Raw genomic sequence first — 22089 nt, forward strand, 5'->3', positions numbered from 1 at the left:
ATTCACATTTTACATCCTTGTTATTTTTTTGTCAATCCCTGTTTTTTAAAATAAAAAAACCCGGTAAAACCGGGGTTCCCTATATTCGTGGCTTCAAGTTCTTTATCTCCTGCCAGGTGACAGCGCTTTCATCACTCCAAAGACCACAATAAATGTAATAAATGTTCCTATAACCCCTGCCATGGCAGTGGAAATTTTCCCATCGGATATGCCGCGGACTACATAATCGGGCATGGGAGAAAACCAGGCCACGGGGCTGCTGCCTTTCTCCGCAAAGGCCAGATTCTCCGCCACTCTTTCCAGGCCATCGGGGTGAGTGGACGCAAAGGGTGAGAGTATTAAGGCCACAAGGACTGCTGTCAGCAAAATTACTCCCCATTTTTTCAATTTACTCTACCTCCTCCATCCACGTCAATAGCAGGCTCTACACTATTCTTTATGCCGAAACCTGCCTTCAGGTTGAGCACCCTGCCGATATATGCCACTGCCACGGTTGTTATCAATCCCTCGCCGATGCCAATGGCGGCGTGAACCATTGCCATGGGCAAAATCACAATTTTGAAAGGAACGGTCCCGGAAAGGGCCAGTTCAAGGCTGGTAAACACGGCGGCCACCACCACGGAAAACCACGATGCCGTAAATGTGGCTAATGTATCGGCACCCGAAAATCGGATATACCTTTTTATTGTCACATATATGTAGTATGCTGCCAGGGGTGCCACTACAGCCATGTTAAAAATATTGGCCCCGAGAGCCAGAAGCCCCCCGTCCTGGAAAAACAGGCTCTGCACTATCAAAACGGTGGCCATGATGAGCCCGGCGCTGTATGGCCCCAGAAGTATGGTAGCCAGTGCGGCTCCCAGCAGATGGCCCGATGTCCCGGCCATAACTGGAAAGTTCACCATCTGGGCGGCAAAGATAAAGGCTGCCATTACCCCCAGCACCGGGATATCCCTGTCCCCCAGATTTCTCCTGGCCTTTTCCACATCGTTTTTAATGGCGTATGCGCTTATGGCTGCAGTAGTGATAACGGTTTTGGCGTCCAAAAAACCATCTGGAATGTGCATGAAATTCACCCTTTCTTTTTTTTTTAAAACAAAAGGCCATGAAAGTATGGGCGCTTTTTGCGCCGGACCTTCATGGCCTCTTTTCAGTATCTTCATGATACCCATCAAGTTCATTAAATTATGGGAAACATTATAACTTTACCATTTCCAAGCAATATTATACGGTATTGTGAAATCTTCGTCAACCCCTTCATACAAAATTTCCTTTAGGAAAATTTCTTGCTGTCACTAAATTAATTTTTAACCTGATTCAGTTTTTGTCTGATGAGCTCTGCTGCCTCATCTACAAACTGAGGCATCTTATCATACCCGATTTCCGGTACTTTTCGAAATAACTTCACCAGTACAGGATATTCCAGTTCGGATTCATTTATAACTTTATCTTCCGACAGGATATCCGGCCCTCCCTGGGCCAGCACCCTGCCGTCTTTTATTATCACCACATCATCGGCCCACTCATAGGCAAAATCCACGTCATGAGTGGCAACTATGATTGTTCTGCCTTCGCTATTTATGCCATCCATGATTTTCATAAGTTCAGACTTACTGGAAGGATCGAGGAAGGCATGAGGTTCATCCAGAACGAGAATTTCCGGCCTTAATGCCAGCACTCCTGCTATGGCTACCCTTTTCCTCTGGCCGTAGCTCAGATGAAAGGGCATCTTTTGTTCCAGCCCTTCAAGTCTAACAGCCCTCAAGGCCTGTTTAACCCGCCTCTGTACCTCATCCTCTGGCAGGTTAAAATTCATGGGGCCGAAGGCCACATCCTCCCATACTGTGGTACAGAACACCTGGTCATCGGGGTCCTGAAACACAAGCCCTACCGTCTGCCGTATCTTTTTTTCATTCTCCCGATTTACTTCTAACCCCATCACCCTTACCCTTCCATGCTGGGGCAGGTAAATGCCGTTTAAATGCAAGAGCAGGGTAGACTTGCCGGCACCGTTGGGACCCAGGATGGCGGTCTTTGACCCCTTTTTTATCCTCAGATTTATGCCCTTCAGGGCTCGAGTGCCGTCCTTATGGCTGAAAGCAAGGTCTTCTATTTCCACGGCATAATCCATAATATCACCCCCAGCTCAGCCATTTTTGAGGTTAGAGGTATAAGTATGATTGCAAGCCCCACGATATAATCCAGCGTCTGTAACCTCTTGCGCCTTCTCGCAGGCACTACGCTACCACCATAACCCCTCGAGAGCATGGCATGGTAAACCCTTTCGCTCCTTTCATAGGAACGGATAAAAAGAACTCCCACCGTCTGGCCCAGCACCTTCATGGTAGACGAGTGCCACATACTTTTACGGGGGACATAGCCCCTGGCCTTTCTCGCCGTCATCATCCTGGCCATTTCCCTCGACAGGATATCCGAGTAGCGGAGGGTAAAACCCATCAGATTGACCATAATATCCGGCAAATGCAGAGAATTCATGGAAGAGAGCAGTTCCTGAAGGGTCATGGAGGAAATCATAGTATTCAGCACATATATGGCATTTAAAGCCCTTAAAAATAAAACAAGACCCCTATCAATACTCTTTCCTGCACTCAAATCTAAAAGGATAATGCCAGCACTTATGGCAACAATAAAGAACAATGGTGCGATCAGCAGCCGGATGTTTTTAAATGCCTGAAATTCTAGGATGAATAAAAGTAAAAAATATAAAATCAGGCACAATATTAAATAAGGCCAGGTATTTATCGTCGCAACGATTGCCACATATATTATGGTGGAAAACAGCTTGACACTGCTTTCCGCATTGGCAAGCACATTCCCCAATATTTACACACCCCCGAGATACGCCCGGGTAACTTCCTGGTTTTTTAAAAGTTCCTGTCCCGAACCGGACAGTGCAATAGCACCGGTTTCCAGCACATATGCGTAGTCCGCCACCTTAAGGGCCATCCTGGCATTTTGCTCTATGAGAAGGATGGTGACCCCCTCCTCATGGATTTTCTGTATTATTTTAAATACATCCCTTACCAGGATTGGGGCAAGCCCCAGGGATGGTTCATCCATCATCAAAAGCTTCGGCCTTGACATGAGAGCCCTGCCCACCGCCAGCATCTGCTGCTCGCCTCCGGAAAGGGTGCCGGCCAGTTGTTTTTCCCGCTCTTTCAGGCGGGGGAATAGTGAGTATACCCATTCGATATCACTTTTTATTCCGGCTTCATCTTTCCTGGTATAGGCCCCCAGCACCAGGTTCTCGTATATGGTAAGGTCTGCAAACACCCTGCGGCCTTCGGGGACCATGGAAATACCCCTTTTCACTATTTCCCTGGTGGGAAGTTTGCTAATATCTTCCCCCATAAACGAAATGGTCCCGGTTTTTTTCACCAGATTGCATATGGCCCTGAGCGTAGAGCTCTTTCCGGCGCCGTTGGCTCCGATGAGGGTGACGATATTCCCCTGGGGAACGCTCATGTCAATGCCCCTTACCGCATGAATACCGCCATACCTCACATTCAGGTCTTTTATCTCAAGCATCCATTTCCACCCCCAGATAGGCCTCGATGACCTTTTGGTTGCCCTGGATTTCCGCAGGATTGCCCTCGGCTATGGTGACGCCGTGGTCCAGCACCAGAATGCGCTCGCACACACCCATGACTACCTGCATGTGATGTTCTATCATGAAAATGCTCAAGTCGAATTTATCTCTTATTTCCCCGATAAATTCCATGAGTTCATGGGATTCTCTGGGGTTCATACCGGCCGCGGGTTCATCCAGCAGCAACACTTGCGGATGTGTAGCCAGTGCCCGGGCTATTTCCAGCCTTCGCTGCTGGCCATAGGGTAGAGAACCGGCTTTTTCATTTATAAACCGGGTCAGGTTTACGCTCTCCAGAAGTTCCAGAGCCTCTTTTCTCATAGCGTTTTCCTGCCGGAGATACCCGGGCAGGCGTAGCATTGCCGCCGCAAAGGACGATTTCAACCTCAGATGATGGGCCACCAGCACATTTTCCAGCACCGAAAGATTAGAAAACAGACGGATGTTCTGGAATGTCCTGGCTATGCCCAACTTTGTTATTTTATCAGGCAATAAACCCGTTATATCCGTGCCATTGAAGCTTACGCTGCCCGATGCAGGCTTATATATGCCCGTTATGGCATTGAAGGCGGTGGTCTTGCCTGCTCCGTTGGGACCTATCAGCCCCACTATTTCCCCCTTTTTAAGGGAAAGGGAAAAGTCCGATACTGCGGTGAGGCCGCCGAATTTTATGGTGATGTTTTTAACTTCCAAGAGACTCATGACGGCCTGCCCCCTTTCTTAAAAGCAAATCCCAGGTTATTTCCTTTTCTCCCATGATTCCCTGCCTCATAAAAAGCACCACCACTATGAGGATCACCGAAAACACCACCATCCTCATGCCAGGTATGCCGGGGATGTTTATAAAACCGAAATTCATGGGGGATTCCACCACCCTTAGTAGTTCCATGATCACCGTCATAATAAATGCCGATATGACAGAGCCGGTGATGCTCCCCATGCCGCCCAGCACCACCATAAGGAGTATCTGGTAGGTGAGGAAGAACCTGAACATAGTGGGGTCAATGGTGGAAATCAGGTTACCGAGGAGAGCCCCGCCGACGCCGGCTATAAAGGCGCTTATGGAAAAACTGAGAACTTTGTGGTAAAAAAGGTTTACACCCATGGCCTGGGCCGCTGTCTCATCCTCCCGGATGGCCTTAAATGCCCTGCCATAACTGGAATTTAAAAGGGTAATAAGCCCCAGGATGACCCCTATGGCCACTCCCCAGCTCCAGTATAAATTGGTATACTGGGGAATTCCCTTGAGGCCCAAAGCCCCGTTGGTAATGGTCTGGGTATTGGTGAAGACTACGGAGATTATTTCACCAAACCCCAGGGTAGCAATGGCCAGATAGTCGCCCTTCAACTTCAACACCGGCGCTCCGATCAGGAATCCCACCAGTGCCGAAATAAGGCCCGCGAGGATAAGGGCCACGAAAAAAGATGCATTTAAATTGGCCAATGCCGGATTTATGGGAGCCATGAAAAAATTCATGGTCTTAACTTCCGGGGGCATTGTTAAAAGTGCGCTAACATAGGCCCCCACCGCCATAAAGCCAGCGGTGCCCAGGGAAAACAGCCCTGTGAATCCGTTGGTGAGATTCAGGCTCAATGTAAGGATTATGTTTATGGCACACAAATTCAAAATCCTGACTTTATATGCATCCAGATTCTCCTGAGCCCAGTTTAAAAATATAAAAACCACAGCAATAGCAGCAATAGATAAAATTATTCTTTTATTGATTTTCAATCCCATCACCTACACCTTCTCCGCCACTTTTTCGCCCAGGATACCGGTGGGTCTGAAGAGCAGTATCAAGATCAGTATAATGAAGGCAAAGGCATCCCTGTATCCGGAAAGTTCGGGCAAAAATGCCACCAGTAGTATTTCTCCGAGCCCCAGGATGAATCCCCCCAGCATGGCTCCGGGGATATTGCCTATGCCCCCCACCACGGCGGCAATGAAGCATTTCAAGCCCGGCATGATGCCGATGAGGGGATGAAGCTGCGGATATTTTAACCCCCACATGATACCTCCCACCGCCGCCAGGGCTGACCCCAAACCGAAGGTAAAGGAAATAATGCGGTCCACATCGATTCCCATCAGCTTTGCTGTGTCAATGTCTTTAGAACAGGCCCGCATGGCCATGCCCGTTTTGGTATTGTTTACAATATAGACGAGACCCAGCAAAAGCCCGATGGTAATTACGGGTATTATAATGCCGAGATTTATGATGGAGACATTCCCCAGCTTGATTACTCCCTGAAAAACTTGTGGAGAATAAAAGGCCTGGGGCCTGCCTCCGAAAACCACAAGACCAAAATTCTCAAGGAAAAATGAAACCCCTATGGCAGAAATTAAAATGGAAATCCTGGGGGCATCTCTCAGAGGTTTATAAGCCGCTTTCTCTATACCCATCCCCACCAGTGCGGTGAGAACTATTGAAAGCAGCGCTGACAGCCACCAGGGCATATGAAACAGCCCCACACCGAAAAATACAAAATATGCCGCCAGCATGATGATATCGCCATGGGCAAAATTTATGAGCCTCACTATGCCGTATACCATGGTGTATCCTATGGCTATCAATGCATAAAGGCTTCCCAGGGAAATACCGTTAATAAGGTGCTGTAAAAAAAGTTCAAAAGTCACCAAAAATCCCTCCCCTCAACACATTCCGTTTCATTAAAAATCTGTCCGGGGGCAATTCCCGGACAGACTTGATTCATTAGGCTCTCTCTCAAGCTACTTAATTATTATTATTTATCCGGCTGAATGGTCTCTACATAGACAAATTTCCCATCCTTGACCTGTTTTATGACGGCGCTCTTGTTGGCATCGCCATTCTGGTCCAGGGTGATGATACCGGTAGCTCCTTTAAAGTCCTGGGTTTTGGCCAGGGCGTCCCTTATGGCCTGGGGCTCTGCGGAACCGGCCCTTTCAATGGCATCCCTTGCCACAAGATATGCGTCAAAGCCTAAAGCCGCAAAGGCTGTGGGGTCTTTACCGTACTTCTGTTTGTATGCATCCAGGAATTGCTTTGATACTTCGGTTACGGGAGCTTCTGCGGTATAGTGGGTGCTGAAGGCCACCCCTTCTACGGCCTTACCGCCAATCTGGATGAATTCTGGAGCTTCATAAGTATCGCCGCCCAGGAATGGAGCCTTTATTCCAAGGTCTCTGGCCTGTTTTATAAGAAGTGCTGATTCGCCGTAGTTGCCCGGAGCGAAGATCACATCGGGATTCAAATCCTTTATGCTTGTAAGCTGAGCTGTAAACTCCTGGTCTCCGGTCTTGTACTTGGCTTCGGCCACTATGGCATTCTTATCGCCTGTAAGTTCCACAAAAGCCTGTTTAAAGAAGTTGGAAAGACCAACTGAATAGTCATTGGATACATCCATGATTATGGCTGCTTTTTTGGCCTTAAGGGTGTTGAAGGCATATTTTGCCATGACCTTGCCCTGGAAGGGGTCGATGAAGCATACCCTGAAGTAATAGTCGTTATTCAAAGTAACCAGCGGGTTTGTGGGAGAGCAGCCCACCACGGGAACTTTTGCATCCTTGGCCACCTGGCCACCAGCCATGGAAAGGGAGCTGCCGTAAGAACCGATGATCACGCTGACCTTGTTCTGCTGTATCAGGCGGGCCACTGCATTGGCAGCTTCGGTTTTGTCTGTCTTGTTGTCAACAAGGAAAAGTTTTATTTTCTTTCCCAGAACCTCCGGGAACATTTCATTGGCCAGGTTAATACCTTCCACGGTCATCTGGCCGCCGGCAGCACTGGCGCCGGTCATAGGCTCATATACGCCTACCCGGATAACATCATCGGAAGATTCGCCAGAAGACTGATTTGAATCGGATTTGCTTGAATCAGGAGCCTGCTGTCCCGACTCAGCTGGTTTGCTGGATTCGGAAGCCTGTTTACTGCCGCATCCTGCTAAAAATGCCGAAACAACCAATAGGAACACCACTGTTATAATCAATAACTTTTTGATACTGTTTACCTTCATTGATAAATTTCCCCCCCAATAATTTTTTAATTTCAGGGCTTTTACTAAATTATATTTAGATATGGTTTCTTAACGTGCTTTCTTACGGATTATGTAACACCCCTCCTTGTCCACAAATGAAACGCACATGTCTATGCTATATACACTATCATCATTTACATAAAAAATCAATAAGCAAATATTTACTAATATATATTCAACAAAATCTATTTTTTTCCTGCCGCAAGAACCTATATTTATTTCGACTTGAATATCCAAAATAAGACAAAAGCCGCACAAGAAGCGGCTTTGTCTAACTATTAAGTAATTTTTAATCTTCGATTCATCTGATAAATGCAAAGTACAGAGCGAAGGTTATTGCAAGAACATACATCATCCAGTGGACTTCTTTCCCTCTTCCGGAAAGCAGCATCAAGCCTGCATAGGCGATAAAGCCTACCGAAAGTCCCAGAGAAATGCTGAATGTTAAAGGCATTAAAATGGCTGTGAGAAAAGCCGGAAATGCCTCGTAAAAATCATTGAATTTAATTTCATTGAGACTGGTGGCCATGAAAATACCCACTATGATCAGTGCGGGAGCTGTAGCCTCTCCGGGAACCGCCAGGGCTATGGGTGAAAAGATGATGCTGGCGATAAACAGCAGCGATACTACTACCGAGGTAAGGCCCGTCCTGCCTCCAACGCTGACACCGGCGGCGCTTTCCACATAGGTGGTAGTATTGCTGGTCCCCAGAAGTGAACCTATAACTGTACCTATGGAATCCGCAAACAGAGCCTTGTTGCCCCTCTTAAGATTGCCTTTCTCATCGATCATACCGGTACGGCTGGCTACTCCCACGAAAGTTCCAATGGTGTCGAAAAGGTCCGCGAAAAATAGCGAGAATATTACGGGATACATGGAAAATTTGAGAGCATCTAAGATGTCCAGCTTAAAAAGGCCTGGTGCCATGCTGGGCGGCGCTGAGATGATGGATGCGGGCAATTTGGTGATGCCCATGGGAATTCCGATTATGGTTGTAATTATTATTCCCAGCAATATACCTCCCCTGACTCCCCGGGCTACCAGCACTGCCATAATGATTAGGCCTATGGTGGCAAGCAGCGTCTTGGGGTCTGTGAAGTTTCCGAGGTCTACAAATGTAGCCGGGTTGCTTACAACTATACCTGCGTTTTTAAAACCTATGAATGCGATAAAAAGGCCGATGCCGGCACCAACCGCATGCTTTAGCGGAAGTGGTATGGCCCTGATTAAAAGTTCCCTTAAGCCCGTTAGGGTAACTATAACAGCTATAATACCGGAAAGGAAGACTGCACCCAGCGCCGTCTGCCAGGCGATTCCCATTTTGCCCACCATTACGTAAGCAAAAAAGGCATTGAGCCCCATGCCCGGAGCCAGTGCAAAGGGATAGTTGGCGTAAAGTCCCATGAAAAGTGTGGATAGTGCCGCTGCCAGGGCAGTTGCCATGAATACGGCTCCCTGATTGAGGCCGGCGTCTTTTAATACTATCGGGTTTACCAGCAGGATGTAAGCCATGGTTACAAAGGTTGTAATACCTGCCAGGACTTCTGTTCTGACGTTTGTACCATTCTCCGATAGGCTAAAAAACCTTTCAAAAAAACTGTCCGACCCGCTGGAAATAGAAATTTCCTTCTTCAATGGAAAAACCCCCTTTTTTAATATTATATCAGAATTTTTTTATGACCATTCCCCGTTAAAAAATAAAAAAATCCCCACAGCGGGGAATGGGTATACCCCCCTGTAGCCTGTGGTGTTTTACGGACACCTGGTAGAAACTTCCGAGCCATATTCCCGGAATTATACAGGGTAAAAATATGATTTTTTCCAAAAAATATATTATCATTTTATTAAAAGGCTGTCAATAAAAAAGCGAACGATTTTTTATGATTTTTCCCTATCGTTCGCCCTTTATTATTATATTACCTGTTCCTCATGTTTCTTTTTGATAATCATGTCATAAAATTCCTCAAAAAGTTCGCCGCTGTCTTGCGGCCCCGGAGAAGCCTCCGGGTGAAACTGTACCGAAAAAGCGGGAAGATACCTGTGCCTGAGCCCCTCTACAGTGCCGTCGTTGAGATTCTTATGGGTCACCACCAGTCCAAGCCTTCTCAGGTCCTTTTCCTTTACGGCATATCCATGATTCTGGGAAGTCATGTAAGTTTTGCCGGTTTCAAGGTCCATAACCGGGTGATTTGCACCCCTATGTCCGAACTTTAGCTTATATGTTTCTGCACCAAAGGCCAGCGCCAGAAGCTGATGACCGAGACATATGCCGAAAATCGGCACCCGTCCCAGAAGCTTTTTTATGGTGGCAACTATTCCGGGGACATGAGCAGGGTCCCCGGGCCCGTTGGACAAAAGTATGCCATCGGGGTTTAAGGAAAAGATATCTCTTGCCTCGGAAAAAGCGGAAACCACTACAACATCTGCGCCTTTTATCTGGAGCTGCCTGAGAATGTCCTTTTTTACCCCAAAATCCATTACCACCACTCTTGGACCTTTTCCTGGAAGTCTGTATATTTTCCTGGTAGTAACCTGGGCGACCAGGTTCTCATCATCCTTTGCCTTTATATCCTGATGCTCCCGGAGCACATCACAATCATACTCGCTCCCGGCTTTGATATATCCCCTCATGGTACCGCATGATCTGATATGCCTTGTCAGGCTGCGGGTGTCAATACCAGATATTCCGGTAACTTTATGGTCTTTTAAAAATTCATTCAGTGCTTTAAAACCATTATTTTCCGTCATATAATTTTCTTTAACTATTAAAGCCTTCGCCCATATTTTATCCGACTCCGAAAAAACCGGCGATGTACCGTAATTCCCTACCAGAGGAAAGGTCAATGTTACAATCTGGCCTGCGTAAGACGGATCGGTAAGTATTTCCTGATAACCGGTCATGCTTGTATTAAAAACCACTTCTCCGGTTACTGCTTCCGAAGGATTGACAGCACCAAACAAATTCCCTTTATATACACTCCCATCTTCGAGAATAAGCTGGCCCTTCAAAATTAAAACCCCCTGAAATATTTTTTATAATTATACCTTATTTTGCATATTTATTCAATACCTGCCCTTAACTATCTGATTGTGCATGTCACCCCTGCTCCACTCGCAGTCTGCTTTTGTTAAGCTAATAAATACTTCTGTTTAATTAAGTAGACATCATTATTAATTTCCATATTATGGATGATTATTTTTTTTTACATTTCGGTTATTCTTGAAGGATATTTTAAACTTTTGTCTAATTATATATACATAATTCTAATTAATACATTCACAAAGGGAGGATTTTTAAATGAAAAAGCTTTTCGTAATTGCCCTGGTTGCCTTAATGGTTCTGGCCTTGATTGCCGGCTGTGGACAACAAAAGACTGAACCTGCCCAGCAGTCCGGCGGCGAGCAACAGCAGCAGCAACAGCAACAACAAGAACAAACTCAACCAAGTAATAATCAGCAGGCGACATTGAAAGACGGCGTGTATTATTCTGAAGACAAGGATTTTGACGACCACGGCTGGAAAGCTATGATGACAGTTGTCGTAAAGGATGGCAAGATAGCCAATGTTTTTTATGATGAAATCAACAAAGATGGCCTGCTAAAAAGCTTTGATCCCGAGTATGCCAAGAACATGAAAGCAAAATCGGGAGCCACTCCTGTTCTGGCCCAAACTTCACTTGCCGCTTCATTACTGGAAAAACAAAACCCGGATAATATAGACGCTGTAACTGGAGCAACTCATTCCAGCGACAAGTTCAAAGAAATGGTAAAACAGACACTGGCGGGCACTCCCGTAGAAGCCAAAGGCGCTTTCAAAGATGGTCTATACAAAGCAGCAGATAAGGATTTTGACGATCATGGCTGGAAAGGTATGGCAGCGGTCATTATAAAAGACGGGAAGATCGCATCAGCTTTTTATGACCAATTGAACAAAGAAGACGGCCATTACAAGAGCACCGATACAGAATATGCCAAAAACATGGAAGCTAAAACAAAAATGACGCCGAATAAAGCCGTGGAAGCCCTGACCAAATCATTGCTCGAAAAACAGGATGCGTCCCAGGTCGACGCAGTAACCGGAGCTACCGGTACCACCGGTAATTTCAAGACTTTGATGGGAGAGGCCCTTTCCTTTGCAAAATAGCCTGAGCACATAACTTTAATCTGCAGTTGGTTTCATGCCGCTGTGGTTACCTTCGCTGCACCGATTGCTACCTGCGGTGCTGCACAAGTCGCTTGCAGAAAAACCTCCGGCCATCTAATGCAGATGCTAAACTGTTACGATTATTAAGCGGGTGATTTTAATTCACCCGCTTTGTTATTAGTGTTCCTCGATAGTCTGTTACAGATTGTCTATATCTGGTATAATAGGTTAGGGTGATGGGATATGCAGGTAAATTTACCATACCCGGTAATGTTGCAAAACAATCTGTTGCAGGGTGAAGTTTTAACTGCCACGGTGCTGCAGAATGTCGACGGCGGTTATATTATCGATTTAAACGGCCTGGAAATTTTTGCGCAATCGGACCTGAACCTTGAGCCGGGAAATCTTTTGAGGCTTAAGGTAATTGAATCGGCTCCTTCACGACTGATATTAAAGGTCATAAATACCGACACCCGGGCAAAAGGTATTCAGGATGAGCCGCCTGTCCTCTCAAAACACCTTTCCTCCGTCGAAATCAGGGCAGCGTTCAAGCTCCTGTCAAAATTGAATCTACCCATCACCGGGGAAAGGCTTTCAATGGTGTCCGATTTGCTGGCCGGTATTGTAAATAATAATGGACATCCCGATCCTAGGCCTGATAAATCTGACGCTTTCAAGGAAAATCTGGCCCTTAGGGCTTTAAATATAATATATAAAGAGGCAAGGCCTGACAATATTTATTTTTTTGCTCTCCCCCTGCCGGAATATAAAACAGTTTATTTCAGACTATCCAGCGGTTCTAAAGCTAATGGCGGCAGGGTTTTGTTCCATTTAAGCTTCATAGTTGAAACCGTGACTCTTGGTCCGATCCTGGCTGAAATCTATCAAACCGAAAGTTCCACCGCAGCCTCGCTCACTTTTGAAGAAAGAAAGGGCATGGAAATCGTCCGAAAGGCTGTAGCCGATCTTGGCCCTCAAGCCGGCAGCCTGTTAAAATCTTTGAAAATGAAGGTGGGGAAAGTTTCAAAGCGGGATTTCTTTTTAAAGGGCCTTGAAGCCCCCGGCTTTTCGCCGGGCATAAATCTGCAGGTCTAGCCGATAAGATTACAGGGTGTGATGACGTGAATTATACAAACGATGATATCCTTAAAAAAATAAAAAAGCCGCAGCGCTAAAATACGATGCGGAAAAAGATGCAGCTCCCCGGGTGACGGCCCTGGGCGAGGGGGAATCTGCTCAAAAAATGCTGGAACTTGCCCGGGAGCACAACATACCCATATACAAAGATCCTGCAATGGCCGAGGCCCTGGTGAAGCTTGATATAGGCCAGGAGATCCCGCCCGAACTCTACAGGGCGGCAGCGGAGATTCTGGCCTTTATATATAGCCTTGAGAGGCAGGATTGAATAAGGCTTATTCCACCGTCACTTCTACCCGCACTCCATCTTCTTCATCGAAGATGTCCACTATCTTGCCCTGTTCGCCGTTTTTAACGGCTTCCATTATTTCATCCATGTTCACATCTTTTACATATTCTTTTGGAACGAATTTCAGTCCGAACTTTACCAGTCCATAAGGGATGTTGACATTTACCTTCTGCCTGTTGGACTTCATGTCGTAAACCCTTACTCTGAGCCACTTTATATTGCCTCCGGTTGTTTGGGCCGCCACGGGTTTTTGATCCAGGGCTGCAAGAAGCTCCATACCTTCCTGGGCCGATATCGTGCCCGACTCGATCATCTTCAAAATACTCATTCTTTCTTCATCCATGGATATTATCCTCCTTTTTGCATTCTAACGTTTTTTACCCTTAGAGTCCTCCGGGCATGAGTCTTAACGGTCTTTTAAAAGCTTTAGGGCTTCCTGAGGAGAAATCTCCCCTTTTTCAAGTTTCTCAAGTACTTCTTTCCTGTTTACCGTATTTTCCTCCACTGCTTCAACCTTATACCCCAGTGCCAGAATAACATTTTCAAGCCTGCTCCTGATAGTCGGATAGGATATGCCCAGTTCCTTTTCCATTTCTTTCAGGTTGCCCCTGCATTTAATGAAAATCTCTATAAAGGTTCTTTGTTCCCTGGTGAGGTAGCAGAACTTGCACATCGAAAATTCGCCTTCCATAGCCGTGCCGCATCTTGAGCAGGTTAGCCTGGTTACAGTAAATTTTTCATTGCAAACGGGGCACCTGCCTATGATTTCATTCAAGCCATCACCACCCCGGGTCTAAATTTTTATTTTCGAGTTAAAAATCTTAATCTTATTATACCATATAAATTAATTTTTCAATATGTACTTTTATATTTTTTATATATAGCTGAATATTTTTTATAAAATATCTCTCACGGATCAATTTTATTAAAAGCTGATTTTAGTGCGGTCAAACTTAATGAGGTATTATGGGACTTTCTGCGTAGTGGGTCCCAATGACGCCATGAACCGATAGTTTATGATATTATATTTTGGAGCCCGAAAGGGCTCTTTAGTTTTTATACCCCATAAGACGATGATCATGATTGCCAATATTTTTAAACATTCCCGGCCGGAGATAATGGCAAACATAAACAAAAAACACAGAGCCTTCAAATACGCTCTGTGTCTAGATTTCATATTGGTGGGCGCGGCAGGTTTCGAACCTGCGACCTCTTGAATGTGAGTCAAGCGCTCTCCCACTGAGCTACGTGCCCATATATTGGTGGACGTGAGGGGATTCGAACCCCTGACCCTCTGATTGCGAACCAGATGCTCTCCCAGCTGAGCCACACGCCCACGGTTTTCCCGTGACGTAAAATAATTATAATATAAAATCCTTGAAAATGCAAGGCCCTGGTTCCGATTTTAAGATGGTCTATACAATATAGCAGAAAATCATGGCTATTTCAACGGCCCTATTCTGCTGAGGGGCCATATCCTGTAGGTGGCCTTGCCCACTATCTGGTTCCTGGAAACAAATTTGTTTTCCCAGAAGCGGCTGTCTTTGGAATTGTTCCTGTTGTCCCCCATCATGAAAAAGTATCCTTCAGGGACCCTGTAAGGCCCAAAGCTGCCGACCATGGGCTCTTTAAGATAAGGTTCCTGCACCGGAACATTGTTCCTGTAGAGGGTACCGTTCTTTATCTCGATGACATCTCCGCCAATCCCTATAAGGCGTTTCACAAAAGTCTGCCTGGGGTCGTCGGGAAATCTGAACACCACAATATCTCCACGTTTTAATGGTTCAAACCTGTAAATAAATTTATTTACAAGGATCCTATCTCCTATTTCTATGGTGTGTATCATGGAACCCGTGGGAACAATCATGGGCTCGAACACATAACCCCTTATGGCCAGTGCCAGGACAAGAGCAAAGGCAATGGCTTTTATCCATTCTACTATCTCATTTTTTAAGTTCTTTTCCATCAAATATTTTCACCCGCTGCAAGGACATTACTTATCTATTATAGCACAAAAATATAAAAGGGTATAGGAAACAAATTATTTTTTTAAAAATAATCTTTAAGGGCATATAGTATGTGCTGACTTAATTTCTGTTGAAATTCCTTAGTAGTCAGCAGCGCCCTGTCCTGGGGGTTCGTGATGAACCCCAGTTCAACAATGGCGCCCGGAACATTGGTATTGCATAGTAAAAACAACGATGAATTGGATATGGGTTTTCTTGCCTTCACCTTTTGACCCGAAGACCCATATGCTTCCTCCAGCCTTCTTTGCAAAAAACCGGCCAATCTGCTGCTCTCATCACTTCCCCTGAAATAAAATACCATAGGTCCGCGAGTGTTTATTGAGCTTCTTTCGGCATTTACATGTATACTCAAAAAAGATCCGGATGCGCTCTGTTTATTATATCCGCCCTGGCGATCAAATCCCTCCTGTGCCTGTATTCGCTTTTATTGTTGAGCCTGTCCAGGGCCACATCTTTGGTCCTTGTCATTATGACATTGGCACCGCTCTTTTCCAGTAATCTCTTGAGTTCCAGGGCTACCTGCAAATTTATATTTTTTTCCAGAGTTCCATCGCTATGATATGTGCCTCCATCAACACCACCGTGGCCCGCGTCTATTACTATTATCCTTCCGGATAAAGGTGCCCAATATCTGAAAACTTCCATGGCCGGATTTTCCCCGTACAACAGTTTTACAACCATAACAGCGGTAAGCAAAATCAGGATAATGTAAATATGTCCGGCAATAGGGCATTTTTTAATCCAATAGAAATTTTTCATATAAAAATCCCCCTTAAAAACCTGTAATAAAAAATATTTTTTTAAGAGGGGATATATGATAAAAGTTTTTTATTTTAAAATTTAATACTTATGGGGAGAAATCTAATCACTAATTTTATTTTTAAGACCTTGCCAGCACTTTAAATGTTCCGTTTCTACTCCAAAATAATCCAGGGCTTTAGCCACAGTTTGGTTCACTATATCATCCACCGTTACGGGCTTAGTATAAAATGCCGGCACCGGAGGCATGATAATGACTCCTAGCCTCGAAAGCTTTAGCATATTTTCCAGGTGTATGGAGGAAAGGGGTGTTTCTCGCACCATTAGCAACAATTTTCGTCTTTCTTTTATACAAACATCGGCGGCCCTTATGATAAGGTCATCCGAATAGCCGCAAGCTATGCCCGCCAGGGTCTTCATGCTGCAGGGCGCCACTATCATGCCGTCGGTTTTAAATGAACCGCTGGCAACAACATCCGACAGGTCGTTTACATCGTGGCAAAAACTCGCCATTTTCTCCACTTCCGCCACCTTATATCCGGTTTCTTCCTCGATGGTGAAACCACCCCATTTGCTCACAATAAGGTGTGTTTCGACGTTCTTTTTCTTGAGCTCTTCCAGTATTCTGATGCCGAAAATTGCTCCCGAAGCACCCGTAATGGCTACTATCAATCTCATGTCAATCCCTCCCGATTAAGCGCAGCTTTATCCGAAGTTTGCCATAAATATACTTCCTCTATTTAAGCGGGAAGGACGTTGCGCTAATCTTTCGGATCAGCCGATTTTTCTTCGGTTCAAGACTCATTACTATAATTTTCGTCAACTCCCGCCCATTTCTTATAATCTTATCAATTTCCTCTTTTGTAGCATTGTCAATATGTATCCCTCATGTAACGACAACAACCTGATTCATCTTTGCATATTTCTTCCGCCATCGGAACCTCTGCCTGCAGGCAGAACTTTCCCTCGCCATATGTTTCAAAAAACATTTCAATCATACGCAACACCGTTTTTAATTATATCATTGCAAAAACCCAATGTAAATTTTTGTGAAATGTTAGGTTTTTTATTTTTATGTCAGGTTTAGAAAATTAATTCTGACATTTTGTTGACTTTTTTCTTTAAACGATTTATTCTATATATCAATAAAAAAACATTTCAATAAACCTTACATATTTTTTTAAATACCTGACATAATGGAGGTGGTTTTGTATGGATTTTGTATATTTCATTAATTTTATGTTAAAATCCTTTAACGAAATAAAAAATTACCATTCCATGAAGGAGGATGATTAAAATGTCTTCTGTTTCCGATGTAAGTGTGGCTCTTGATACGGTATGGGTGCTTGTGGCCGCTTTCCTTGTTTTTTTCATGCAGGCGGGATTTGCCATGGTGGAAGCCGGTTTCACCAGAGCTAAAAACGCCAGCAATATCGTTATGAAAAACCTCATGGATTTTGCTATCGGTTCCATAGTTTTTTTCGCTTTCGGTTTTGCTATTATGTTCGGTAAAGATCTGGGCGGTTTTATTGGAACATCAGGTTTTCTGGGTCTTGGCAGCATGGAGCATCTGGGTTTAAAGATTCCTATTGAAGCTTTATCATTTTCCAGACTGTTTTTGCCGCAACAGCTGCCACCATCGTTTCGGGAGCTATGGCCGAAAGGACTAAATTCATAGCTTACGTTATATACAGTGCGGTGGTAAGTCTCATCATATATCCGGTGGTCGGCCACTGGGCCTGGGGCGGTGGGTGGCTTTCGAAGCTCGGATTTATTGATTTTGCCGGTTCTACCGTAGTGCATTCGGTAGGAGGATGGGCAGCTTTGATGGGTGCGGCCATTCTTGGACCGAGAATAGGAAAATACGGCAAAAACGGTGAAGTGCATAATCTTTCCGGCCACAGCATCACTCTCGGGGCGCTTGGAGTATTTATTCTGTGGTTCGGATGGTTTGGATTCAATCCCGGTAGCACCCTGGCAGCGGTTCCCGATATAGCCCGTATTGCAATGACCACCAATCTCGCTGCAGCAGCGGCAGCTACTACAGTTATGATCATCACCTGGATTAGAAGCGGAAAACCTGATGTGGGCATGACTCTAAACGGCACCCTTGGCGGTCTGGTAGCCATTACCGCAGGAACGGCCGCCGTAAGCATGTGGGGTTCCATAGCTATCGGCGTCATTGCTGGTTTTGTAATAGTTTTTGGAACTGAGTTTATCGATAAGGTGCTCAAAATAGATGACCCGGTGGGAGCGGTAGGTGTCCATGCTCTCTGCGGAGCCGCCGGAACCATATTGGTAGGCCTTTTTGCCACGGAAGGCGGATTGTTTTACGGTGGCGGAGCTTCTCTGCTGCTCGTTCAGTTGACGGGAGTGGCCGCGGTGGCCGTATGGACTCTTTCCACAACCTTCGTATTGTTCAAAACTCTGAAGGCAACGGTGGGCTTGAGAGTCAGCAAGGAACATGAGTTGATGGGGCTTGACCGCAGTGAACATGCCACCGAAGCTTATGCCGACTTCGTTTTGAATGGTACCAGCAAGGCTGCATGAATTGGAATCCTCCCCATAAATCATATATAATATTTCCAGACTGAAAGCCGCAGGAATTTTTTGCGGCTTTTAGTCACTTTTGTCTTTTTATGCTATAATTGATTATATCGAAGTTTTAAGTTATAAAATAAATATACATGCTTTTCTTTTCCTGGTATGTATATAAAGGGGTGAGGGTGTAGCAAATGTTCATCGCTGATTTTCATATACATTCAAAATATTCAAGAGCCACAAGCAGGGAATGCAATCCCGAGATGCTGGAAATTTGGGCGAGGCGTAAAGGAATCGGCGTTATTGGGACAGGTGATTTTACCCATCCGGCCTGGCGAGAGGAATTAAAGGAAAAGCTGGTCCCCCTCGGAAGAAGGCCTTTATATACTTAAGGATGATTTTCGCAGAGAGGATAAAGCAGCAGGAGCTAATTTTACGCCTCGATTTATTGTGACGGGTGAAATAAGCTCAATATACAAAAAGAACGGAAAGGTAAGAAAAGTCCACAACCTTATACTTCTACCCGGCCTGGAACATGCCGAATCATTATCGCACCGGCTTGAGGCCATAGGCAATCTGCACTCCGACGGCAGACCCATATTGGGTCTTGACAGTAAGGATTTGCTTGAGATAGTGCTTGACACGTGCCCAGAGGCCATATTTATACCTGCCCACATATGGACCCCGCATTTTTCCCTCTACGGCGCATATTCAGGCTTCGACGACATCAGGGAGTGCTTTGAGGACCTTACCGGCTGCATATATGCGCTCGAAACCGGGCTTTCTTCGAATCCTTCCATGAACTGGCGCCTTTCCGCGCTGGACGGATTCACGCTTGTGTCCAACTCGGATGCGCATTCGCCGACGAATCTGGGAAGAGAGGCAAACATTTTTGATACGGAACTTTCTTACAGGGGAATTTTGAGGGCTTTAAAAGATCGCGGTACAAATGACTTCTACGGCACTATAGAGTTTTTCCCTGAAGAAGGTAAATACCATTATGATGGACACAGAAAGTGCAACGTCTGCTGGAGTCCTTCCGACACGATAGCCGCCGGAGGAATATGCCCAGTATGCGGCGGCAGGATCACAGTCGGAGTGCTTCACCGGGTCGAAGCCCTGGCAGACAGGCCCGAAGGATTCAAACCATCGACTGCAAAGCCTTTCGAAAGCCTTGTCCCCCTTCAAGAAGTTATAGCTTCATCGATTAATTCTACTGCAGCCAGCATGAAGGTGAAGAGAAAATACGATGACCTGATCCAGAACCTCGGCACGGAGCTTTATATACTCCGTGAGGCATCATTAAAAGAAATTGAACTTTTTGCAGGCCCATACATAGCTGAAGGAATCCGCAGGCTGAGATGCGGCGAAATTGAAATACAACCCGGGTATGACGGTGAATACGGCAAAATAAAAATAATGGACAAACGCGAAATAGACATGCTCTCAGGCCAGTTATGCTTTGTCAATGACAAACGCACTAACACTAAAAGAGCCATACCCGGCAAAATCGAGAATATGATGATTTCGATAGCCGAATCGGCGCCTGTTTTAGTCGATAGCAGTGCGCCTAGCGATAGTAAGGACGCTGTTAAAACCGTTTCCTCAAATATTCTCTATGGATTGAACCAGGAACAGTGGGAAGCCGTTTCATCTTCCAATCCGGCAATGGCAGTAATTGCCGGCCCCGGAACCGGAAAAACAAAAACGTTGGTATACCGTATCGCATACCTTGTTGAAAAATGCGGTGTACATCCCTCACACATAACCGCCGTCACATTTACCAACAAGGCTGCAAATGAGATGCGCACCCGCCTGAATGAGCATTTTGGGGACGAGCGGACGGCAGGTGCAGTAACAATAGGCACTTTCCATTCAATATGTCTTCAAATACTGTCCAAATGGAAGGATACGAATAACTTAACCATTATCGATGAATATACTGCTGTTTCAATAATTGAGGAGATATTAAAGAACATAAAATCGGGAATCTCTCCACGGGATGTTCTGAGAGGGATATCGCTTGTTAAAAATGGTGCAGCACAGGCGAAAGATTATAAATCCAATATTTTGGCCGAAGTATACGATTCTTACTGCTCACTGCTCAAGAGTTACGGTTTAATGGATTATGATGATATCCTCCTCGAAGTGCTCCACCGATTTGAGTGCAATGATACATGGGATATATCGGAAAGTGGCGGGGAAAACTGTTTCTCGCACCTGCTGGTGGATGAGTTCCAGGATATAAATGAGATTCAATACCGCTTGATAAAAGAATGGAGCAAAAAAAGCGAAAGTGTTTTTATCATAGGAGATCCCGACCAGTCTATTTATGGTTTCAGGGGTTCGGATTTTCGGTATTTCGAAAGGCTAAAGGAAGATTTCCTCAGCATTCGGTACGTCCGGCTGACTCAGAATTACCGCTCAACGCCCGAGATAATCGCTTCCGCCAAATCGGTTATCTCAAAGAAAACCGCTACAGGATGCACATGCCCCCTGTATGCTAAAAGGGAAAGCGGCGCAAGAGTACGACTAATTAAAACCAATGATGAATTCTCAGAGGCGATATTTATTGCAAAGGAAATAAACCGCATGGTCGGCGGCATCGATATGCTTGATGCCCAGGCACTTTCAGGGCCCGGCAGAAAAAAGCCTGCGGCAAGACACACAAGGAGTTTCTCCGATATTGCTGTACTATACCGCACCAACCGCCAGGCAGAAATCCTTGAGCAGTGCCTCTCAAAAGAAGGCATCCAGTATGTGGTCGTCGGGCGGGACGAATTCCTTTCAGATAAGCCGGTCCGTGAAGCGATCGCCTTTTTCAGGTTTTTGCTCAACCCCGGGGATATTGCTTCACTATTGTTATGCCTTAAAGCAGAAAGCATATCTTCAGCAGACCTGAACCAAAAAGTCCTGGAAAGTTACGCTGCAGGCGAGAAAAGTGTATCGGCCCTAACAAGGTTAATGGAAGGGGGCCAATTGCAGCTGCATAAACCGGACAGACTCCGGCATTTCATGGAAATGTTGAGAAAATACGAACCTATCATCCATAAAGAAAAGCCGGGGAAGATTATTGATTCCTGGATTAACGACAACAGCCTGTCAGGCCTGAGGTGTACGGAACTGCTTTTAAATACGGCTGTTATGTATGACGAAATGTCTTCCTTTATTCAAAACCTTGTGTTGGGACGTGAGAGTGATGTTGTCCGCAGCGGCAGCAAGGCGTATTCTCCGGATGCGGTCTGGTTAATGACCATACATGCGGCAAAGGGCCTTGAATTCCCCACAGTTTTCATATATGGCGCAAACGATGGTATAATTCCTTTAAGAAGCAGCGGATCCGGCTTTGATATGGACGAGGAGAGACGGCTTTTCTATGTCGGCATGACAAGAGCACGGGATGAACTTGTGCTTCTGACGTCCCATGCTCCATCTCCTTTTATTGCCGACATATCCGAAGAGCAACTTATAACAGAGAATACCCTTGCACAAAAGCAGGCGAGGCAATACAAGCAAGCCAGCCTTTTTGACATATAATGATACATAATGACGATGGAAATCCTAAAA

The 22089-nt window shown here is 45.5% G+C and carries 19 protein-coding genes, 2 tRNA genes, 3 pseudogenes and 1 riboswitch; of the genes and pseudogenes, 6 read left to right on the forward strand and 18 right to left on the reverse strand.

What is annotated here, in order from left to right:
* Nucleotides 1–102: 102 nt before the first annotated feature.
* The 11 genes from D2962_RS12440 to carA all read right to left on the reverse strand — a co-directional run bounded on the left by D2962_RS12440 (nt 103) and on the right by carA (nt 10634).
* Entirely contained in the window at nt 103–387 is a 285-nt protein-coding gene (locus D2962_RS12440; RefSeq protein WP_120768731.1) for a PDGLE domain-containing protein, read from the reverse strand.
* On the reverse strand, nt 384–1163 hold the full coding sequence (locus D2962_RS12445; protein WP_245984676.1) for an energy-coupling factor ABC transporter permease: 780 nt from the start codon (nt 1161–1163) through the stop codon (nt 384–386). Before D2962_RS12445 ends, D2962_RS12440 begins: the two co-directional genes overlap by 4 nt.
* A 137-nt stretch (nt 1164–1300) precedes the next feature.
* Entirely contained in the window at nt 1301–2131 is an 831-nt protein-coding gene (locus D2962_RS12450; protein ID WP_122015149.1) for an ATP-binding cassette domain-containing protein, read from the reverse strand.
* Entirely contained in the window at nt 2110–2832 is a 723-nt protein-coding gene (locus tag D2962_RS12455) for an energy-coupling factor transporter transmembrane component T family protein (protein ID WP_245985098.1), read from the reverse strand. Before D2962_RS12455 ends, D2962_RS12450 begins: the two co-directional genes overlap by 22 nt.
* A gap of 12 nt (nt 2833–2844) precedes the next feature.
* Nucleotides 2845–3549, reverse strand: coding sequence for an ABC transporter ATP-binding protein (locus D2962_RS12460; protein ID WP_120768724.1), 705 nt, complete (start codon nt 3547–3549; stop codon nt 2845–2847).
* Nucleotides 3542–4312: an ABC transporter ATP-binding protein gene (locus tag D2962_RS12465; RefSeq protein ID WP_120768722.1), complete on the reverse strand. Its 771-nt coding sequence runs from the start codon at nt 4310–4312 to the stop codon at nt 3542–3544. Before D2962_RS12465 ends, D2962_RS12460 begins: the two co-directional genes overlap by 8 nt.
* Nucleotides 4293–5348: a branched-chain amino acid ABC transporter permease gene (locus D2962_RS12470; RefSeq protein WP_122015151.1), complete on the reverse strand. Its 1056-nt coding sequence runs from the start codon at nt 5346–5348 to the stop codon at nt 4293–4295. The genes D2962_RS12465 and D2962_RS12470 overlap by 20 nt, the downstream gene beginning before the upstream one ends.
* 3 nt (nt 5349–5351) lie before the next feature.
* Nucleotides 5352–6245, reverse strand: coding sequence for a branched-chain amino acid ABC transporter permease (locus D2962_RS12475; RefSeq protein WP_120768720.1), 894 nt, complete (start codon nt 6243–6245; stop codon nt 5352–5354).
* A gap of 107 nt (nt 6246–6352) precedes the next feature.
* A complete protein-coding gene (locus D2962_RS12480) occupies nt 6353–7603 on the reverse strand; it encodes an ABC transporter substrate-binding protein (RefSeq protein ID WP_162991213.1) in 1251 nt (416 codons plus the stop codon).
* Between the two features lie 322 nt (nt 7604–7925).
* The gene (locus tag D2962_RS12485; RefSeq protein ID WP_122015152.1) at nt 7926–9260 is read right to left on the reverse strand and encodes an NCS2 family permease; all 1335 of its coding nucleotides are present in this window, start codon (nt 9258–9260) and stop codon (nt 7926–7928) included.
* An 83-nt stretch (nt 9261–9343) separates the two neighbouring features.
* Nucleotides 9344–9447: riboswitch (purine riboswitch) on the reverse strand.
* 89 nt (nt 9448–9536) lie between these two features.
* On the reverse strand, nt 9537–10634 hold the full coding sequence (gene carA / locus D2962_RS12490) for a glutamine-hydrolyzing carbamoyl-phosphate synthase small subunit (protein ID WP_122015153.1): 1098 nt from the start codon (nt 10632–10634) through the stop codon (nt 9537–9539).
* 289 nt (nt 10635–10923) lie between these two features.
* Here carA and D2962_RS12495 point away from each other — a divergent pair, with 289 nt between their 5' ends.
* From D2962_RS12495 to D2962_RS12505, 3 genes and pseudogenes are all read left to right on the forward strand, one after another.
* Nucleotides 10924–11769 (forward strand): FMN-binding protein, encoded by an 846-nt coding sequence (locus tag D2962_RS12495; protein WP_122015154.1) that lies wholly within the window; start codon nt 10924–10926, stop codon nt 11767–11769.
* A gap of 243 nt (nt 11770–12012) precedes the next feature.
* Nucleotides 12013–12864: a S1 domain-containing protein gene (locus tag D2962_RS12500; RefSeq protein WP_122015155.1), complete on the forward strand. Its 852-nt coding sequence runs from the start codon at nt 12013–12015 to the stop codon at nt 12862–12864.
* Nucleotides 12865–12943: 79 nt separating this feature from the next.
* Nucleotides 12944–13174 (forward strand): annotated as a pseudogene (locus D2962_RS12505) (EscU/YscU/HrcU family type III secretion system export apparatus switch protein); the annotation flags it as partial.
* A 7-nt stretch (nt 13175–13181) separates the two neighbouring features.
* Here the strand turns inward: D2962_RS12505 and D2962_RS12510 are convergent.
* From D2962_RS12510 to D2962_RS12545, 7 genes and pseudogenes are all read right to left on the reverse strand, one after another.
* Nucleotides 13182–13538 carry an SHOCT-like domain-containing protein gene (locus D2962_RS12510; RefSeq protein WP_122015157.1) on the reverse strand — a complete coding sequence of 119 codons (357 nt, stop codon included), beginning with the start codon at nt 13536–13538 and terminating at the stop codon, nt 13182–13184.
* Between the two features lie 63 nt (nt 13539–13601).
* The gene (locus D2962_RS12515) at nt 13602–13970 is read right to left on the reverse strand and encodes a DUF2089 domain-containing protein (protein ID WP_122015158.1); all 369 of its coding nucleotides are present in this window, start codon (nt 13968–13970) and stop codon (nt 13602–13604) included.
* A 404-nt stretch (nt 13971–14374) separates the two neighbouring features.
* Nucleotides 14375–14449, reverse strand: a tRNA-Val gene (locus tag D2962_RS12520).
* Between the two features lie 6 nt (nt 14450–14455).
* A tRNA-Ala gene (locus tag D2962_RS12525) sits at nt 14456–14531 on the reverse strand.
* Nucleotides 14532–14636: 105 nt separating this feature from the next.
* Nucleotides 14637–15161 (reverse strand): signal peptidase I, encoded by a 525-nt coding sequence (lepB, locus tag D2962_RS12530; RefSeq protein WP_120768436.1) that lies wholly within the window; start codon nt 15159–15161, stop codon nt 14637–14639.
* A gap of 83 nt (nt 15162–15244) precedes the next feature.
* Nucleotides 15245–15981: pseudogene (locus D2962_RS19910) on the reverse strand (N-acetylmuramoyl-L-alanine amidase family protein).
* A 102-nt stretch (nt 15982–16083) separates the two neighbouring features.
* On the reverse strand, nt 16084–16659 hold the full coding sequence (locus D2962_RS12545) for a UbiX family flavin prenyltransferase (RefSeq protein ID WP_120768432.1): 576 nt from the start codon (nt 16657–16659) through the stop codon (nt 16084–16086).
* 610 nt (nt 16660–17269) lie between these two features.
* Here D2962_RS12545 and D2962_RS12550 point away from each other — a divergent pair.
* The 3 genes and pseudogenes from D2962_RS12550 (at nt 17270) to D2962_RS12555 (ending at nt 22059) form a co-directional block, all read left to right on the forward strand.
* Nucleotides 17270–18531, forward strand: a pseudogene (locus tag D2962_RS12550) (ammonium transporter).
* A gap of 185 nt (nt 18532–18716) precedes the next feature.
* Entirely contained in the window at nt 18717–18914 is a 198-nt protein-coding gene (locus D2962_RS18130; RefSeq protein WP_222927527.1) for an endonuclease Q family protein, read from the forward strand.
* 58 nt (nt 18915–18972) lie between these two features.
* Nucleotides 18973–22059: a UvrD-helicase domain-containing protein gene (locus D2962_RS12555; protein ID WP_222927528.1), complete on the forward strand. Its 3087-nt coding sequence runs from the start codon at nt 18973–18975 to the stop codon at nt 22057–22059.
* The last annotated feature ends 30 nt before the right edge of the window (nt 22060–22089 follow it).

The organism is Biomaibacter acetigenes (assembly GCF_003691585.1).
In the GTDB taxonomy this organism is placed as follows: Bacteria; Bacillota; Thermosediminibacteria; order Thermosediminibacterales; family Tepidanaerobacteraceae; genus Biomaibacter; species Biomaibacter acetigenes.

Excerpts from the sequence above, each read along its gene's own strand:
- D2962_RS18130 (WP_222927527.1), top strand. The coding sequence starts at position 18,717 with ATGTTCATCGCTGATTTTCATATACATTCAAAATATTCAAGAGCCACA.
- D2962_RS12470 (WP_122015151.1), bottom strand. The coding sequence starts at position 5,348 with ATGGGATTGAAAATCAATAAAAGAATAATTTTATCTATTGCTGCTATT.
- D2962_RS12480 (WP_162991213.1), bottom strand. The coding sequence starts at position 7,603 with ATGAAGGTAAACAGTATCAAAAAGTTATTGATTATAACAGTGGTGTTC.
- D2962_RS12460 (WP_120768724.1), bottom strand. The coding sequence starts at position 3,549 with ATGCTTGAGATAAAAGACCTGAATGTGAGGTATGGCGGTATTCATGCG.
- D2962_RS12510 (WP_122015157.1), bottom strand. The coding sequence starts at position 13,538 with ATGGATGAAGAAAGAATGAGTATTTTGAAGATGATCGAGTCGGGCACG.
- D2962_RS12500 (WP_122015155.1), top strand. The coding sequence starts at position 12,013 with ATGCAGGTAAATTTACCATACCCGGTAATGTTGCAAAACAATCTGTTG.
- D2962_RS12450 (WP_122015149.1), bottom strand. The coding sequence starts at position 2,131 with ATGGATTATGCCGTGGAAATAGAAGACCTTGCTTTCAGCCATAAGGAC.
- D2962_RS12445 (WP_245984676.1), bottom strand. The coding sequence starts at position 1,163 with ATGAAGATACTGAAAAGAGGCCATGAAGGTCCGGCGCAAAAAGCGCCC.
- D2962_RS12465 (WP_120768722.1), bottom strand. The coding sequence starts at position 4,312 with ATGAGTCTCTTGGAAGTTAAAAACATCACCATAAAATTCGGCGGCCTC.
- D2962_RS12545 (WP_120768432.1), bottom strand. The coding sequence starts at position 16,659 with ATGAGATTGATAGTAGCCATTACGGGTGCTTCGGGAGCAATTTTCGGC.
- D2962_RS12495 (WP_122015154.1), top strand. The coding sequence starts at position 10,924 with ATGAAAAAGCTTTTCGTAATTGCCCTGGTTGCCTTAATGGTTCTGGCC.
- lepB (WP_120768436.1), bottom strand. The coding sequence starts at position 15,161 with ATGGAAAAGAACTTAAAAAATGAGATAGTAGAATGGATAAAAGCCATT.